The sequence below is a fragment of the Exiguobacterium sp. SRB7LM genome (assembly GCF_015712685.1).
In the GTDB taxonomy this organism is placed as follows: Bacteria; Bacillota; Bacilli; order Exiguobacteriales; family Exiguobacteriaceae; genus Exiguobacterium; species Exiguobacterium profundum.
Genome location: NZ_VWVR01000006.1, coordinates 264,329 through 280,390, shown reverse-complemented (window position 1 = coordinate 280,390; position 16,062 = coordinate 264,329). Strand labels below are relative to the sequence as shown.

The window sequence follows — 16,062 nt, the reverse complement described above, 5'->3', positions numbered from 1 at the left end:
GTTTTATTTTTGGATGCGGTTGATTTCGACGCCCGCTTGTTCGAGCAAGTCATTGATGACGTATCCTGCAGCGACAAGTCCTGCAACCGATGGGACGAACGCGTTCGAGCTCGGTGGCATCTTCGCTTTACGGATCGGGGCATCTTTCTTCCCGACGACCTCGTTCACGTCTTCGCGTGTCACGATTGGAGATTCGTCCGAGAAGACGACCGGGACGCCTTTGTAGATTTTCTCTTTACGTAGACGAGTACGGACCATCTTCGCAATCGGGTCATATGACGTATCTTTAATGTCGACGACCTTGATGCGTGTCGGATCCATCTTATTCGCCATCCCCATGCTTGAGATGACCGGGATGCCGCGACGCTTACATTCTACGATTAAATGAATCTTATAGATGATCGTGTCTGACGCATCGATGACGTAGTCGATGTTTTGAGCGAAGAACTCTTCATATGTCTCTTCTGTATAGAACATCTTCAATTGGACGAGGTCTAAGTCCGGGTTGATGTCAAGGAGACGTTTCCCCATCGCTTCGACTTTCGGTTGACCGACCGTCGACAATAGTGCGTGGATTTGTCGGTTGACGTTCGTGATGTCGATATCATCTTTATCGACGAGGATGATGCGTCCGACGCCACTGCGCGCAAGTGCCTCTGCCGCAAATGAGCCGACACCGCCGACGCCTAAAATCGCGACCGTTTTATTCTTTAAAGCATCAAGGCCTTCAGAGCCGATGGCCAATTCATTACGTGAAAACTGGTGTAACATATTTCTTCCTCCAACTAATCCTATTTTCTCATACTATTTTACTCGGAATTATATTCAAAAAAAAGACGTCTCGCGACGTATTTACAAAAAAATCGATGGGGCCCGGAGTGCCGTGACGATGCCTTGCTTTTGAACCTGCGTATGCAGGTGGGTGACCTAGCGTTTCCTTCACAAGTCCTCCTGCACGTGATGAGGCAGTTGATCTGGTTAGCAGTTCGGTCTCCCGTATTCAAAGTGTTGGCTCAAAATAACGAAGGCGGCTCTCGTACACCTCAGGTATCCCATCTGTTGATTTAACTATAGCGCTTCTGTAAAAAGAAGTCAATGAGAAACGCCGACTTCACGTGACAGTTTGGTCACAACCATTTGTTACGAAACGCACGGTCCGGGTCATACGTGAACTGTTGACGCTCGATGTTGAAACGGCGGTCGCGCGAGTCGTTCCCGACACCCGCCTGGTACGCCCAATTCCCCCAATTGCTCGCCACGTCGTAATCGATTAGTTTCGATTCAAAGTAGGAAGCCCCGTAACGCCAATCTTGTTTTAACTCTTTTGAAAAATAATTCGCCACGATTTGTCGCCCCCGATTGGACATCCATCCCGTCGCATTCAGTTCGCGCATAAACGCATCTACGAAATCAACACCCGTCTCTCCCTTTCGCCATTTTTCAATGACATCCGCCTCGACTCGCCAGTCTTTCCGTTTCGACCGGATGCCTTGTGATCGAAATAATTTTTTCCCTTGCTCGAGTGCGACCCATTGAAAGAACTCACGCCATAATAGTTCAAAGTACAGCCAGTACGTTGATTCATTTACCCCATGCGTTCGTTCATGTGCCTCGAGTTCAAAGAATACCCGTCGAGGTGATAACGAGCCGTTCGCTAAATAAGAAGATAGCTTCGTCGAGTCATCGACACCAAAACCATTTCTCGTTTCTTTGTACGTTCGAATCGGCACGGACAAATAGTCATTCAATCGACGCTTCGCTGCCAATTCGCCACCTTTGAACGGAAAAGCCGTCCTCGGGTCTTGCTTTACTTCTTGAATCGAAAATGGGAACGTCACCTCGCGTGTGGCAGCCGTCGCCTTACGGGAAATCAGTTCTCGGGGACGTACATCATATTCGACCGCTTTTCGAAACTCCGTGAAGAGAAACGGCATTTTCTCAAACGGGATATCGCCCTCTTCAAATAACGTGAATCCACCGAACGTCTTGTACTCCCCTTTCCATTTTTTGATCACTTCATTTTCACGTCGGCGCTCATTGTATCCGACTGCCCGCTGAAACAAGAGACGGTCGGACGGGTCGAGCGTTTCGAGCGGATGACCAACGTGCACGTGAAATGGGATACCAAGTGCGTCGAGTGAACCGGCCACATCCTCTAATGACTCCTTCAAGAAATGAAGTCGCTCCTTCCCAAGTGGAATGACGCCATAACGATTTTCAACGAACTGATTCGGACTGATAAAAAAATGACCTTCGATCGGATCGTCATGGCGAAGTGCCTCTTCAAGCGGTAAATGATCATCAATACGTAAATCATTTTGGTACCAAATGATTGTTTTCATCAATAGACCTCCTCCACCCTATAGTATGATGGGTTATAATCTTTGTCATGAAGATGGAATGTGCTCGAGATATGTTTTCAAAATCAAATTGTGTGGAATATATTCTTCTAGAAGAGAAAGGGGTGCAGCATAATGGCTAAGAAAGGCAAAATGGGAACATTGATTAAAATCGCGACGGCGGTCGCACCGTTCGTCTACGATTACTATAAAAAGAACAAAGCAAAGAAATCATCGAAGAAATAACACTCACGTCTCAGCCAATAAGCTGAGACGTTTTTTTTATGTTTTTCAATCGCCTGTGCTAAGATAAATCAATCATTCTATTGAAACGAGGCGATGTTCGTGCACGTCCGATCTATCCATCTTTTACGCATTCTCTTCAAATGGGGTCTCTTCATGACCGGGTTGTTCTTACTCGCGCTCGGTTCATCTATCATGATCACGGCAAATCTCGGGGTTTCCACGTGGGACGTCCTTCATATCGGTATCGCTCACCATCTTCCGATTTCAATCGGGACGGTGATTTTATGCGTCGGTCTTTTACTCGTTCTATTTAAATACATACTCGACCGCATACGTCCTCAGTTCGGAACTCTAGTAAACGCGGTGTTCGTTGGGGTGTTCATGAACGTGATATTAAATGAGCAATGGCTCCCTGTTTTCGAAGGGATGATTGTGAATATTGTTTGGCTCACATTCGGCATATTTGTGATGGGCATGGGAGCTGGTCTCTATGTCGCCGTCGGGTACGGTGCCGGTCCACGCGATGGATTGACGCTTGCCTTAGCAGACCGTTTCCAAACGTCCGTCCGTGCCATGAGGACTTGGATGGAACTGACCGCTTGTCTCATCGGTTGGGCACTCGGCGGACCACTTTTCTTCGGGACCGTCTTATCGATTTTCCTCATCGGTCCATTCTTCCAGTTTTGGCTAGAACGGTTCCGCCTGTTCATCGCCTATGTCGATCGTCTCAAAGTAAAATTCGCATGAAAAAGAGAGGAGATCTCCTCTCTTTTTATGTGTTCGGAATGAGCACAATCTTTCCGAACTTACCCGATTGTTTAAAATACGCCTGTGCCTCACGTGCCTCTTCAAGCGGGAACGTCCGGTCAATGACCGGTTTTAGCTTCCCTTCGGCGACCGAGCGCAACATCTCCGCGAATTCATATCGTGTCCCGAGAACAGACCCGTACATCGCGATATGTTTCAAGTACAGCGTCCGGAAGTCGAGATGGGTCGTCTGTCCTCCCGCCGAACCAGAGATACAGAACTTCCCTCCCTTTTTCAAGATGTTTAGAGATACATCAAATAGCGCATCTCCCACGACATCGAGGACCGCGTCGACCGGGCCACCGTTCGCAGCGATGATATCATCGGCGAGCGTCTCAGAACGGTAGGAAAACACTTCGGTCGCCCCAAGCGCTTTTAACTCTTGCTCGTTTTTCAAATCACCGACGATAGCGAACACATTCGCCCCGAATACGTTCGCCGCAATTTGGATGTTGAGTGAGCCGACCCCGCCACTTGCCCCAGTGACGACAATCGTCTCACCGGAACGGATGTGTAACTGCTCGTTCATATGCCAAGCCGTGAGACCACTTACGGAAAAGACTGCACTCTCGACGAAATCATCAAGCGGCATGTCAAAACAAAGGTCAGCCGGCCATGATACATACTCCGCGTAGCCCCCGTCATACTCTGATCCAATAAAGGACATATCGTCCGACAAGTGTTCCTTCCGCTCAGGTCCGCTCGAGGTGAACGGGAATAAGACGACGTGTCGACCCATCATCCCTTGGTCGACCCCATCTCCGAGCTCGACGACTTCACCAGTGATGTCTGAACCGGGAATGCGTGGGAACTGGACGCCTTCCGGGCGCCATCCTGACTTTTCCCCAGTTCCATAAGCCCCTTCTCGCATCCATATTTCCGTATTGTTAATCGCGCAGGCGCGTACCTTGATCAGCACTTCTCCTGCTTTCGGAGACGGTTTCGGGATATCAACCACTTGGAGTTGGTCAACGTCCCCATATCCTACGACTTGTACAGCTTTCATGGTATTTTGCCTCCTTCGCTTTCGTTCATCCATAAGTATTTACCCACGAAATGCTGTTATCACGCCAAAAAGGGCCGCCCTTTATCAGGCAGCCCTCGATTTATAGTTGTTGACGTTGTAACAGGTTCGTGAAGACGCCACCTTTTTGACTGAGTTCTTCGTGCGTTCCATCTTCTACGATTCCTTCTGCCGTCACGACAAGAATCCGGTCGGCATTCCTTACAGTCGCTAAACGGTGCGCGATGATGAGCGTCGTTCGATTTGCTGCCAGTTCATTTAATGAATCCTGAATGATGGCCTCGGTCTCCGTATCGAGCGCCGAGGTCGCCTCATCGAGTATTAAAATCGGCGGATTTTTCAAAAACATACGCGCAATGGCGATGCGTTGTTTCTGACCTCCGGAGAGTTTTAGTCCACGCTCTCCGATTTGTGTATCAAGACCGTGCTCGAGCTCTTCGACGAGCGTGCCGAGATGTGCTTTTTCCACCGCATGCATGATCTCTGCATCGGTCGCATCCAGTTTCCCGTAAGCAATGTTCTCCCGTAGCGTACCCGCAAATAAGAAGACGTCTTGTTGCACAATTCCGATTTGACGACGTAAACTTTCTTTCGTCATGTCCCGGATATCCATGCCGTCAATCGAGATGGCACCCTTTGTGACGTCATAAAAACGTGGAATGAGTGAACAGATGGTTGTCTTTCCAGCCCCGCTCGTCCCGACTAAGGCCACAGTCGTCCCTGCCTCGATCGACAAATCAATATCTGTCAACACTTGGCGGTAGTCTGAATAGCCGAATGAGACGTCGTCGAAGACGATATCACCTGTCAACGTTTCGACCTCGGTCGCATCCGCTCGGTTCTCAATGTCCGGCTCTTCATCAAGCAACTGCGTGAATCGTTTGAACCCTGCCATCCCTTTCGGATACATCTCGAGGAGCGCCGTGATCTTTTCAATCGGCTTAATGAGTAAATTCATGTACAAGATGAAGCCGACGAGTTGTCCGTACGATAACTGTCCTTCATACGTCAAGTACGCCCCGTATACAAGGACGAGCAACGTCATAAGACGCGTCGTGATATAAATACCTGCGAGTGACGTACTCATGACACGATACGCTTCAATCTTCGAGCCGCGATAGAAGTTGTTGTCTTTTTGGAAACGCCCGATTTCGAACGCCTCGTTCGTAAACGATTGGACGACGCGCGCCCCGGACACACTGTCCTCGACGCGCGCGTTCACTTCCCCGATATTCGTGTACATCTTTTGCCACGCCTTGTTCATGTTCTTATTCGCATACGTGATCATGATGATGAGGAACGGTACTGCGACAACGGTGACGAGTGCGAGTTCAGGGTCGATCGAGAACATGATCCCGAACGCACCGAGTAACGTCATGATGGCGATAAAGAAGTCTTCCGGCCCATGGTGCGCCACTTCCCCGATATCGAACAAGTCGTTCGTGACCCGGCTCATCAAATGGCCGGTCTTATGATTGTCAAAGAAGCGGAACGACTGTTTATGGATATGCGTGAACAACTCTTCTCGCATGTCCGTCTCGATGTTGATGCCGAGCTTATGTCCCCAGTAGTTAACGACGTACTGCATCATCATGGCCAATATGTATAGAATCAACAGGCCGATGCTGACGATGATAATCCAGTTCCATTCCCCACCCGGCAACAAGTCGTCGATGAACCATTGAACGGCAAGCGGAAATCCAAGTTCAAGCAGTCCGACGAGAATTGCGAATGAAAAATCGAGTAGGAATAACTTTTTATGTGGTCGATAATAACTAAAAAAACGTGAAATCATTCTCTCTTCCCCCTTCTCTTCATTTAGTGTACGCTTTTTTCCGAAAGGTGGAAAACAGGATGCATCCCTTTTTCATTCTTTTTTCAAACGGCGTATAATAAAAGTAAGGAGTGATACACATGCATGTACACATTACAGATCGTGCCCTCGAACGAATCGAGTCATTGAAAGGCGAACGCGAAGGACAGATGCACCTCTTTTACGAGACAGAAGGTTGTGGTTGTGGGAACAGCGGAATCTTTGAGATTCGATACGTAACCGAGACGACTCCGGAAGACGTTGAAATCGAATCAAACATCGGACCAATCTTAATCAAAAACTGGACAAAAGTGTTTTTAGATGAACAGATGAAAATCGATTTCCTCGAAGACCGTCGTACGCTCGTCTTGAAGAGTGACGGCCAAGTGTTCAATTCGAATCTACTCGTGACGGACGGCACAGGATGTCAGTTGAACGTTCCGAGCCGATGAAACAGACACTGAAACAACATCCGAGACTCCTCATTCTCTTTTTCGTGAGTTTCGGTCTCGGACTACTTGGAATCTATCTGGCGTTTATCGATTCGGTCTATACGATGTCCGCAGTCATCGCCTCGCTGTTTGCGTTTGGTTTCGCGTTGCAGCGAACAGCGAAATATATGCAGCGAGAAGAGGATAAACGTTAACAAGAGGATGTGTTCCAATTAAATATCTACCATCTTGTGTTGAATCCAAAATCCGTTTCACACATACAAAAAACGAGGATTGCCATGGCAACCCTCGTTTTTTTATGCTTATTTTTTCTCTTTTATTGCCGTACGAATCGATAACTCTTCGAGTTGCGCGTCCGCGACAGGGCTCGGTGCTTGCGTCAAGAGACAGCTTGCCGAAGCCGTTTTCGGGAAGGCGATTGTGTCGCGAAGGTTCGAACGACCTGCAAGAATCATGACGAGACGGTCGAGACCGAGTGCGATTCCCGCATGTGGCGGTGTACCGTATTCGAACGCTTCAAGCAAGAAGCCGAACTGTTCAACCGCTTCTTCTTGTGTGAAACCAAGCAATTTGAACATGCGCTCTTGAATGTCACGCTCATAAATACGTTGTGAACCGCCACCGAGTTCGTAACCGTTCAAGACGAGGTCATACGCAACCGCGCGTACACTTGCCGGATCTGTCTCGAGAAGATGGAGGTCTTCACGGTTTGGCATCGTGAACGGATGGTGGTTCGCATAGAAGCGACCGTCTTCTTCTTCAAACGTTACGAGTGGGAAGTCCGTTACCCAAAGGAAGTTGAACTTCGATTCGTCGATGAGACCAAGTTCGTGACCGAGCTTGACGCGGAGTGCGCCAAGGCTGTCTGCAACGACAGTTGGTTTCGATGCGACGAAGAGAAGAAGGTCACCTGCTTCTGCATCTGTGGCTTCAATTAGCTTCTGTGCGTATGTCTCATCAAAGAACTTCGCGATTGGACCGTTCAAGCCTTCCGCTGTCACTTTGAGCCATGCGAGACCTTTCGCACCGTACACCGCCGTGAACTCTTGAAGCTTGTCGATGTCTTTACGTGAGAAGTTGTCCGCCTCACCTTTGACGTTGATCGCCTTGACTTGCCCGTTTGATTCGAGTGCTGCATCGAACACTTTAAAGCCAGCACCTTTCACAGCGTCCGCCACGTCGATGAGTTCGAGACCGAAGCGCGTGTCCGGCTTATCCGAACCAAAACGACGCATCGCTTCCGCGTGTGTCATCCGCTCGAACTTCGCTGGTGTGTCCGTACGACCGAGCGTCGATTCCATGACTTGTCTCATCATCGATTCCATCATCGCCATCAAGTCTTCGATGTCCATGAAGCTCGTTTCGATGTCGACTTGTGTGAATTCAGGTTGACGGTCTGCACGAAGGTCCTCGTCACGGAAGCAGCGTGCGATTTGGAAGTAACGGTCAAATCCTGCGACCATGAGCAACTGTTTGAAGAGCTGTGGTGATTGTGGAAGTGCATAGAACTCACCACCGTGGACACGGCTCGGTACGAGATAGTCACGTGCGCCTTCTGGCGTCGACTTCGTCAAAATCGGTGTTTCGACTTCAAGGAACTCTTGCTCCGTCAAGAAGTTACGAATCGTGTTCGAGGTTTTCGAGCGGAGACGGAACGTCTCTTGAAGCGCCGGACGACGAAGGTCGAGGTAACGGTATTTGAGACGCAGGTCTTCTGAAACGTTTTCCGCTTCGTCACCGATTGGGATTGGTGTCATCTTCGCAGCGTTTAAGATGTTGATCTCTGAAGCGATGACTTCGATATTTCCTGTCGGCATGTTCGGGTTCTTGTTCTCACGCTCGAGAACCGTCCCTTTCACGTCGAGGACGAACTCACTACGAATCGTCTCTGCGAGTTGGTGGACCGCTTCGTTCTCTGGGCGAACGACGACTTGGACGATCCCTGTGCGGTCACGAAGATCGATGAAGATGAGACCTCCGAGGTCACGACGTTTTTGTACCCATCCTTTTAATTGTACTTCCTGGCCGATGAGTGACTCTGTCACGCGGCCGTTCATATGTGTGCGTCCGATCATTGTCCTGCTCCTTCCGATAGTTCACGAATTTTGTCTGCGACGGCCGAGAGTGGCACGTCGACTTGTTCACCAGTCGTCATATCTTTCAAGGCGGCTGATCCTCGTTCGACTTCGTCATCCCCTAAGATGACTGTGAACTTGGCTTTCAGACGGTCCGCCTGTTTGAATTGTCCTTTGAACTTGCGTCCTTGGTAATCACGGTCTGCTTTGAACCCTTCCATGCGGAGGAGTTGTAGGAGGCGTGTCGCCGTCAATTCGACTTCTTTTCCGCCTTGGGCGACGATGAAGACATCAAGTCCTGTCTCGAGTTCAGGTAGGACTCCTTCATTCTCTAATGCGAGGATGAGACGCTCCAACCCGATTCCAAAACCGATTCCCGGCATGTCCGGTCCGCCGATATCTTGTACGAGACCGTTATAGCGTCCGCCGCCACAAAGCGTCGTGATGGCTCCGAATCCTTCTGCCTCAGACATGATTTCAAACGCAGTGTGCGTGTAGTAATCGAGTCCACGGACGAGCGTCGGGTCGACTTCATAGGCGACACCAAGTGCATCGAGTTGTGCGAGCACTTGGTCGAAATAGGCCTTCGACTCTTCGTTCAAATATTCAAGAATCGACGGTGCCGTCTTCATCGACGGGTGATCGCGGTCGACCTTACAATCCAAGATGCGAAGCGGATTCTTATACAAGCGTGACTGACAATCTTGACAAAGTTCGCCTGCCACCGGCTCAAAGTGACGGATGAGCGCATCGCGGTGGGCGTTGCGGCTTTCCGCGTCCCCAAGCGAGTTGACGACGACTTTGATTTTCTGAAGTCCGAACGACTTGTAAATCGAATAGGCGAGGCTGATGACCTCAGCGTCAACGGCCGGGTCACTACTACCGATTGCCTCGACACCGTATTGGTGAAGCTGACGGAAGCGACCTTTTTGTGGACGCTCGTAGCGGAACATTGGTCCCATGTAGTAGAGCTTGGTCGGTTGGTCCGGATTTCCGAACAGTTTGTTCGTCACGAACGCACGAACGACAGATGCCGTTCCTTCTGGGCGAAGCGTGTACTCGTCTTTCCCTTTCTTCACGAGCGTGAACATCTCTTTTTGGACGATGTCCGTCGTTTCCCCGACACTGCGTGTGAACAGGTTCGTCGTTTCAAAGATTGGTGTGCGGATTTCTTTATAGTTATAACGGGCGCTCATGTCGCGAAGCTTTTCTTCGACATATTGCCACGTCTCGACCGTGCCCGGAAGCAGGTCTTGTGTACCGCGTGGTGCTTTCATCATCACATTTCCCTCCTTAAAAATACAAAAAGGCCCTCGTCCGCAAAGGGACGAGAGCCTGTGTCAGTTTCCCGTGGTACCACCCTCGTTGCAGAGCCATCACTTGAAACTCTGCCACTCGAAATCGGTTAACGCCCGATGAAACGGCTCCCCCTACTCGCTTTCAAGGGAGCACCTCCAAAGTGTCGTTCGGGTCATCATCCAGTCGATGCTTTCAGCCAAGGCATCGCTCTCTTTGCTGGTGGGTTGACCGTACTCTTCTTTATCGTAGGTGTTTGACTATATGCTTCATGATGCCGAATCAAGCCGGCATCTGTCAAGCGTTTTTTTCGAGCATGAGTGTGACCGGTCCGTCATTGACGAGGGCGACGTCCATCATCGCTCCGAAGCGTCCCGTCTCTACGACGAGCCCATTCGACCGGAGTCTCTCATTGAATTTTTCATAAAGCGTCTCGGCCATATCCGGTTTTGCGGCCTTTGTAAAAGCAGGTCGTCGCCCTTTCATCGTGTCTCCATATAAAGTGAACTGAGAGACAGATAAAATTTGTCCGGACACGTCTTGAATCGATAAGTTCATCTTTTCTTGATCGTCCTCGAAGACGCGAAGTCCGGTCACCTTGTCGGCGAGCCAGTTCACTTCCTCTTCTGTATCTTCATGTGTCACACCGACGAGAAGCAAGTACCCGGCGTTGATTGCCCCGACGACTTCTTCCTCGACTGTGACCGATGCTTCTTTCACTCGTTGCAATAATACACGCACGTTCCTCTTCCTTTCGTCACGTCATCATGACTCGGCTGACCGAATACACGTCTGAGATTTGTTTGATGCGCTCGACGACTTTCTGCAAATGGTTCACGTTCGGAATCGAGATGGTCATCGAGATGCGGGCCTGTTTGTTTTGGTCGCCCCGACCACTGACGGCCACGATATTCGTATTCGTCGCCGATACTGCTTGAAGGACGTCGTTTAAGAGACCTGAGCGATCATATCCTGTGATTTCGATGTCGACGTTATAGTTCTTCTCTTTCGCTTGTCCGACTTCCCATTCGACGTCAAGGAGACGCTCTGGGTGTTGTTCGTTGACAATGTTCAAGCAGTCTTTCCGGTGAATTGAGACACCGCGTCCACGGGTGATGTATCCGACGATTTCATCCCCCGGTACCGGGTTACAACAACGGCTCATGCGAACGAGCATGTTGTCGATGCCTTTGACCGTCACGCCCGCTTCCGTCGTTTTCTTCTTCGGTGCCTGACTGACTTTCAATTCGCTGATGGCTTCCGACAGTTCGAGTTTCGGTTCTTTCCGCTGCTTCTCCGTCAACTTATGTGCGACTTGTGCGGCAGTGATGCCTTGATAACCGACAGCGGCGTACATCTCTTCCTCGTTCCCGAAATTGAACTTCTCGACGACGATACTGAGTGCAGGTTCATCGATAATCTCTTTCGGTTCAAAACCAAGTTTCTTAATTTCTGCTTCGACGAGATCTTTCCCTTTTTCAACGTTCTCTTCACGTTGCTGACGTTTGAACCATTGACGAATCTTGTTCTTCGCCTGGCTTGAAACAGCGAGCTTCAACCAATCCTTACTCGGTCCGTAACTATGCTTCGACGTGATGATTTCGATGATGTCACCAGTCTCGAGTTTGTAGTCGAGCGGTACCATCCGGCCGTTCACTTTCGCACCCGTCATCCGGTGCCCGATCTCCGTATGAATCCGGTACGCATAGTCAATCGGGACTGAGCCCTTCGGCAATTCGAAGACGTCCCCTTTCGGTGTGAAGACGTAAAGCATGTCGCTAAAGAAATCAACTTTGAGGGATTCCATGAATTCCTCGGCATCCGTCGTATCCTTTTGTAGCTCGAGGATTTCACGAAGGTGGGCGATCTTCTCGTCGAACCCGTTCGTCGAGACATTTTTTCCTTCTTTATACGCCCAGTGTGCCGCGATCCCGAACTCGGCGATGAAGTGCATGTCTTTCGTTCGAATCTGGACTTCAAGCGGCTCACCTTTCGGTCCAATCACGGTCGTATGGAGCGACTGATACATGTTCGGCTTCGGCATAGCGATATAATCTTTGAAACGTCCCGGCATCGGCTTGTACTGGGTGTGGATGATTCCGAGCACGGCATAACAATCACGAATCGAATCGACGATAATGCGGACCGCCATCAAATCGTAAATTTCATTGAACTCTTTTTTATGCTTCACCATCTTGTTATAGATAGAATAGATGTGCTTCGGTCGACCGTTCACGTCGGCATCGATATGCACTTCCTCAAGAACTCCGTTCACTTCCGTGATGACAGAGGTGACGAGTGCTTCCCGTTCCGTCCGTTTCTGTTTCATCATCGAGACGATCTTGTAGTATTGCTGCGGGTTGATATAACGTAACGAAATATCCTCGAGCTCCCACTTGATTGTCGAAATCCCCATCCGGTGTGCGAGAGGCGCAAAGATTTCAAGCGTCTCTTCCGCTTTTTGGACTTGTTTCTCTTTCGGCATATGCTGCAGTGTCCGCATATTGTGGAGCCGGTCCGCAAGTTTGATCAAGATCACGCGCACGTCCTCTGCCATGGCGATAATCATCTTCCGGTGGTTTTCAGCAAGTTCTTCTTTTTTCGATTTATATTTAATCTTACCAAGTTTCGTGACGCCATCGACGAGCATGGCCACGTCCGGACCAAAATCGTCCGTCAATTGCTGTAACGAAACATCCGTATCTTCGACAACATCATGCAAGAGCGCTCCAATAATCGTTGTGGCGTCTAAGCCGATATCAACGAGAATGCCGGCCACTTGGACCGGATGAAGAATATAGGGCTCGCCCGAACGTCGGAACTGACCGGTATGATGAAGTTTTGCGTATTCGTAAGCGCGTTTCACTTCGGCTATATCGTCGTCACCCATATACTCCCCGAGCGCGTCGAGAAGATCCTCAATACTTACGATTTGTTTTTTGGTCATAACATTCGACACCCTTTTTCTAACCGCTCCAATCGCCTCGGATTCGTCGCAGCATGGTAGTAGTTTGTATTCAAGATTCTGTGATTTTTATAACCATTATCGAAAAAATCTGACGACCTGTCAAAGGTTGTAGGTTATTTTCCTTAAAAACTATTCAAAAACGGGAAGCATGTCGCTTCCCGTTCAAATTAGTCTTCGTAGCGGATGAGTGAGAACACATCGTATCCTTCAAGACGCTCACGTCCACCAAGTCCATCGAGTTCGATCAAGAACCCGATTCCTGCCACAACACCACCGAGTTGTTCAATCATTTTAATCGTTGCTTCAATCGTACCACCTGTGGCGAGCAAGTCATCCAAGATGACGACTTGTTGTCCAGGTTTGATTGAATCTTTGTGCATCGTTAAAATGTCCGTTCCATACTCAAGACCGTATGAAACTCGTACTGTCTCACGTGGTAACTTTCCTTCTTTACGTACTGGTACAAACCCGAGTTCGAGCGCATACGCTGCCGGGCAACCTACGACGAATCCGCGTGCTTCCGGACCAGCGATCAACTCCGCTCCACGTTCACGTGCATAAACGACGAGCTCATCTACTGCTTTCTTGTAGACTTCGCCATCTTGCATGAGTGACGTGATATCTTTGAAGCTGATTCCTTCCTTCGGGTAATCTGCTACTTCTTTAATATGCTGTTTGAAATCCATTTTATGTGTATGCCTCCTGCATCTTGTTCGATCGCAACGATTGTAACCGCTCTTTGAGCTCCGCCAATGACGCGTATACGAAACGCTCTTCGAGTTGTTGGCGCCCAATCCGGCGTTGATAGCACGGCGCCTCGGTCAAATCGCGTTTCGGTGCTTCTGGATTGACTCCAGGCAGTCCGTCTTCCATTGTAACAAGAAATTCGAGTTCAGAGAATACTTGATGCATAAATTGAATCGTATTTTTTGACCATTTTCGCTCTTTTGACAGACGAATCAGGTTTTCACGTAGATTTTTCCGTTCGCATGTTGCCATATGGACATAATACGTTCGGAAATCCTCACGGGACGGAAGACGTTCAAAGAACGAGTCTCCTTGACCGAAGGCACAATAAATGCGTTCAATCCCCTCATGAAGTTTTTCTGCGAGCACCTCTTCATCGTCCGGAAGATCGAGCAGAACGACGAAACGGTTGAGCGGTTCATCTCCTTCATGAAGTGGAAAATCTTCGTTCGTCCCTTGGAAAGATAAAAATGACGTCTGTTCTTTCGGCAAATCTTTCAACTCTTGCATTGACTTTTTCTTCCCACGATAGTCAAACACTTGGAAGTCATCGACCCGTAAATCTTGAATCATGAGCTGCGGTTTACGCATTCCGTTCCATTCGTTGACTTGAAGACTTCCCATCACCGAGATATGAGCCATCTTTGAAATCTCTGAAACGACGTGCCCGAATCCAAATCCGATGCCATCGAGCTCACGCTTGTCTCCGGCGAGCTGTACTTTCAAATGCGTGGCATCCCGTCCGATTTGGCGAATATCTCGCAGTTTCGCATCTGCGACGACGACACGAGGGGATGGGTTCCCCATACCAAACGGCGCGAGCTTTCCGATTTCTGAGATCAAGTCGAGCGAGACGTCGTTGACGGAGAGTTTCAAGTCGACGTTCACCCGTGGCACAAACACGTCATCAGGGATAGAATCCGCTTGACGGTTCAGCCGCTCTCGTAGTTCGGCGACATGTTCCGACTGAAGGGTCATCCCGGCGGCAGCGGGGTGCCCACCAAAGTGTGGCAAAATATCTTCATTCTTCGAAAGTTCCTTGAAGAGATCAAACCCTTCAATCGAACGACCCGATCCTTTCGCCTTACCCGTCTCAGGGTCGTGGCAAAGGAGGATGACTGGACGATAGTACGCCTCGACGAGACGAGATGCGACAATCCCGACAACTCCAGGATTCCACTTCTCACTTGCCACGACGAGTACACGGTCCTCGGTCATCGATGCTTCGACGAGTTCTTTCGCTTCAGCAGCGATCGTCTTGACGATGTCTTGACGTTCTTTGTTTTGCTTATCGAGCTGTTTTGCGAGCTCGAGCGCTTCCTCGACATGTTCAGCCAGGAGCATTTGTAATGCCGGCATCGCTGAATCGAGTCGACCCGCGGCATTGATGCGTGGACCGAACGCGAAACCGACCGACTCTTCGTTCAATACGCTGTCACCGAGACCACATACTTCACGTAATGCTAGAATACCTGGACGTTTTGAAGCCTCGAGCGCGGCAATCCCCTTCTTCGCAAGCAATCGATTCTCTCCGTCGAGTGGAACGAGGTCGGCAATCGTTCCGAGGACGGCCAAATCAAGGAGTTCTTCCGGCATTCTCCCTAAAACGGCGTGCGCCACTTTGAGAGCGACTCCCGCACCGGCGAGTTTATCGTATGGATATCCCGGGTCGATATGTGGATGAATGATTGCATAGGCGTCCGGCAATGTCTCTTTCGGCTCGTGGTGGTCCGTGATGATCAAATCGACGCCAAGGTCTTTTAAGAGTGTGGCTTCTTCAATCCCGGAAATTCCACAGTCCACCGTGACGACCAAGGTGAATCCTTCGTTCGCCGCCCACTGGAACGCTTCTTTGTTCGGTCCATAACCTTCAGTGAAACGGTTCGGGATATAACACTCGGCCATGACACCAATCTCGGTCAACGCATGCCACATGACAGATGAGGCACTGACCCCGTCGACATCATAGTCACCATAGATGAGCACCATTTCCCCATCGTCTGCTGCCCGTTTGATGCGGGTGACGACTTTCTCCATCTGTTCAAACAAATACGGGTCATGAAAGACGAGTTCATCCTCGGCATACAAGAATGCCTTGGCCGCTTCTACGTCTTGATGACCACGCTGAACGAGCAACGTCGCCAGTTGTGCTGATATATTTAATTCGTTTTGTAAACGCGTGACGTCGTCCGGATTTGTTTCCGGATAGAGCCACTGTTTTTTCGAATGGTACATGTCCTTCACTCCAATCAATTGTAGATTATAGCAGACCGCGTGAAAGATGTGCCGTCTTGA

The 16,062-nt window shown here is 49.6% G+C and carries 13 protein-coding genes, 1 other RNA gene and 1 other annotated feature; of the genes, 3 read left to right on the top strand and 11 right to left on the bottom strand.

The features are described from left to right. Positions 1-3: 3 nt before the first annotated feature. The 3 genes from F3H97_RS02215 to F3H97_RS02205 all read right to left on the bottom strand — a co-directional run bounded on the left by F3H97_RS02215 (position 4) and on the right by F3H97_RS02205 (position 2,342). Positions 4-771 carry a tRNA threonylcarbamoyladenosine dehydratase gene (locus F3H97_RS02215; protein WP_074037451.1) on the bottom strand — a complete coding sequence of 256 codons (768 nt, stop codon included), beginning with the start codon at positions 769-771 and terminating at the stop codon, positions 4-6. Positions 772-866: 95 nt separating this feature from the next. Beyond that, a non-coding RNA gene (gene ssrS / locus F3H97_RS02210) (6S RNA) lies at positions 867-1,053 on the bottom strand. 74 nt (positions 1,054-1,127) lie between these two features. After that, positions 1,128-2,342: a DASH family cryptochrome gene (locus F3H97_RS02205; RefSeq protein WP_196430453.1), complete on the bottom strand. Its 1,215-nt coding sequence runs from the start codon at positions 2,340-2,342 to the stop codon at positions 1,128-1,130. A 336-nt stretch (positions 2,343-2,678) separates the two neighbouring features. On the opposite strand from F3H97_RS02205, the gene F3H97_RS02200 reads away from it, so the two are divergent. Beyond that, the gene (locus F3H97_RS02200) at positions 2,679-3,332 is read left to right on the top strand and encodes a YczE/YyaS/YitT family protein (protein WP_196430452.1); all 654 of its coding nucleotides are present in this window, start codon (positions 2,679-2,681) and stop codon (positions 3,330-3,332) included. Positions 3,333-3,357: 25 nt separating this feature from the next. Here the strand turns inward: F3H97_RS02200 and F3H97_RS02195 are convergent, their stop codons facing one another. Both F3H97_RS02195 and F3H97_RS02190 read right to left on the bottom strand, forming a co-directional pair. Then, positions 3,358-4,398, bottom strand: coding sequence for an alcohol dehydrogenase family protein (locus F3H97_RS02195; protein WP_196430451.1), 1,041 nt, complete (start codon positions 4,396-4,398; stop codon positions 3,358-3,360). Positions 4,399-4,498: 100 nt separating this feature from the next. Beyond that, on the bottom strand, positions 4,499-6,211 hold the full coding sequence (locus F3H97_RS02190) for an ABC transporter ATP-binding protein (protein ID WP_196430450.1): 1,713 nt from the start codon (positions 6,209-6,211) through the stop codon (positions 4,499-4,501). Positions 6,212-6,330: 119 nt separating this feature from the next. On the opposite strand from F3H97_RS02190, the gene F3H97_RS02185 reads away from it, so the two are divergent. Next, complete coding sequence (locus tag F3H97_RS02185; RefSeq protein ID WP_015881180.1) at positions 6,331-6,681, top strand: iron-sulfur cluster biosynthesis family protein; 351 nt, start codon at positions 6,331-6,333, stop codon at positions 6,679-6,681. Then, the gene (locus tag F3H97_RS02180; protein WP_143180248.1) at positions 6,654-6,875 is read left to right on the top strand and encodes a hypothetical protein; all 222 of its coding nucleotides are present in this window, start codon (positions 6,654-6,656) and stop codon (positions 6,873-6,875) included. The genes F3H97_RS02185 and F3H97_RS02180 overlap by 28 nt, the downstream gene beginning before the upstream one ends. A 108-nt stretch (positions 6,876-6,983) precedes the next feature. Here the strand turns inward: F3H97_RS02180 and aspS are convergent, their stop codons facing one another. From aspS to recJ, 6 genes are all read right to left on the bottom strand, one after another. Continuing rightward, positions 6,984-8,756: an aspartate--tRNA ligase gene (gene aspS / locus F3H97_RS02175; protein WP_196430449.1), complete on the bottom strand. Its 1,773-nt coding sequence runs from the start codon at positions 8,754-8,756 to the stop codon at positions 6,984-6,986. After that, positions 8,753-10,033 (bottom strand): histidine--tRNA ligase, encoded by a 1,281-nt coding sequence (gene hisS / locus F3H97_RS02170; RefSeq protein ID WP_074037952.1) that lies wholly within the window; start codon positions 10,031-10,033, stop codon positions 8,753-8,755. Before hisS ends, aspS begins: the two co-directional genes overlap by 4 nt. A gap of 43 nt (positions 10,034-10,076) precedes the next feature. Continuing rightward, positions 10,077-10,311, bottom strand: a binding site (T-box leader). Between the two features lie 38 nt (positions 10,312-10,349). Next, positions 10,350-10,793 carry a D-aminoacyl-tRNA deacylase gene (gene dtd, locus F3H97_RS02165; RefSeq protein ID WP_031421442.1) on the bottom strand — a complete coding sequence of 148 codons (444 nt, stop codon included), beginning with the start codon at positions 10,791-10,793 and terminating at the stop codon, positions 10,350-10,352. Positions 10,794-10,809: 16 nt separating this feature from the next. Beyond that, the gene (locus tag F3H97_RS02160) at positions 10,810-12,999 is read right to left on the bottom strand and encodes a RelA/SpoT family protein (protein WP_074037461.1); all 2,190 of its coding nucleotides are present in this window, start codon (positions 12,997-12,999) and stop codon (positions 10,810-10,812) included. A gap of 188 nt (positions 13,000-13,187) precedes the next feature. Continuing rightward, entirely contained in the window at positions 13,188-13,706 is a 519-nt protein-coding gene (locus F3H97_RS02155; protein ID WP_074037462.1) for an adenine phosphoribosyltransferase, read from the bottom strand. A gap of 1 nt (position 13,707) precedes the next feature. Further along, positions 13,708-16,002 carry a single-stranded-DNA-specific exonuclease RecJ gene (recJ, locus tag F3H97_RS02150; RefSeq protein ID WP_196430447.1) on the bottom strand — a complete coding sequence of 765 codons (2,295 nt, stop codon included), beginning with the start codon at positions 16,000-16,002 and terminating at the stop codon, positions 13,708-13,710. Positions 16,003-16,062: the final 60 nt, after the last annotated feature.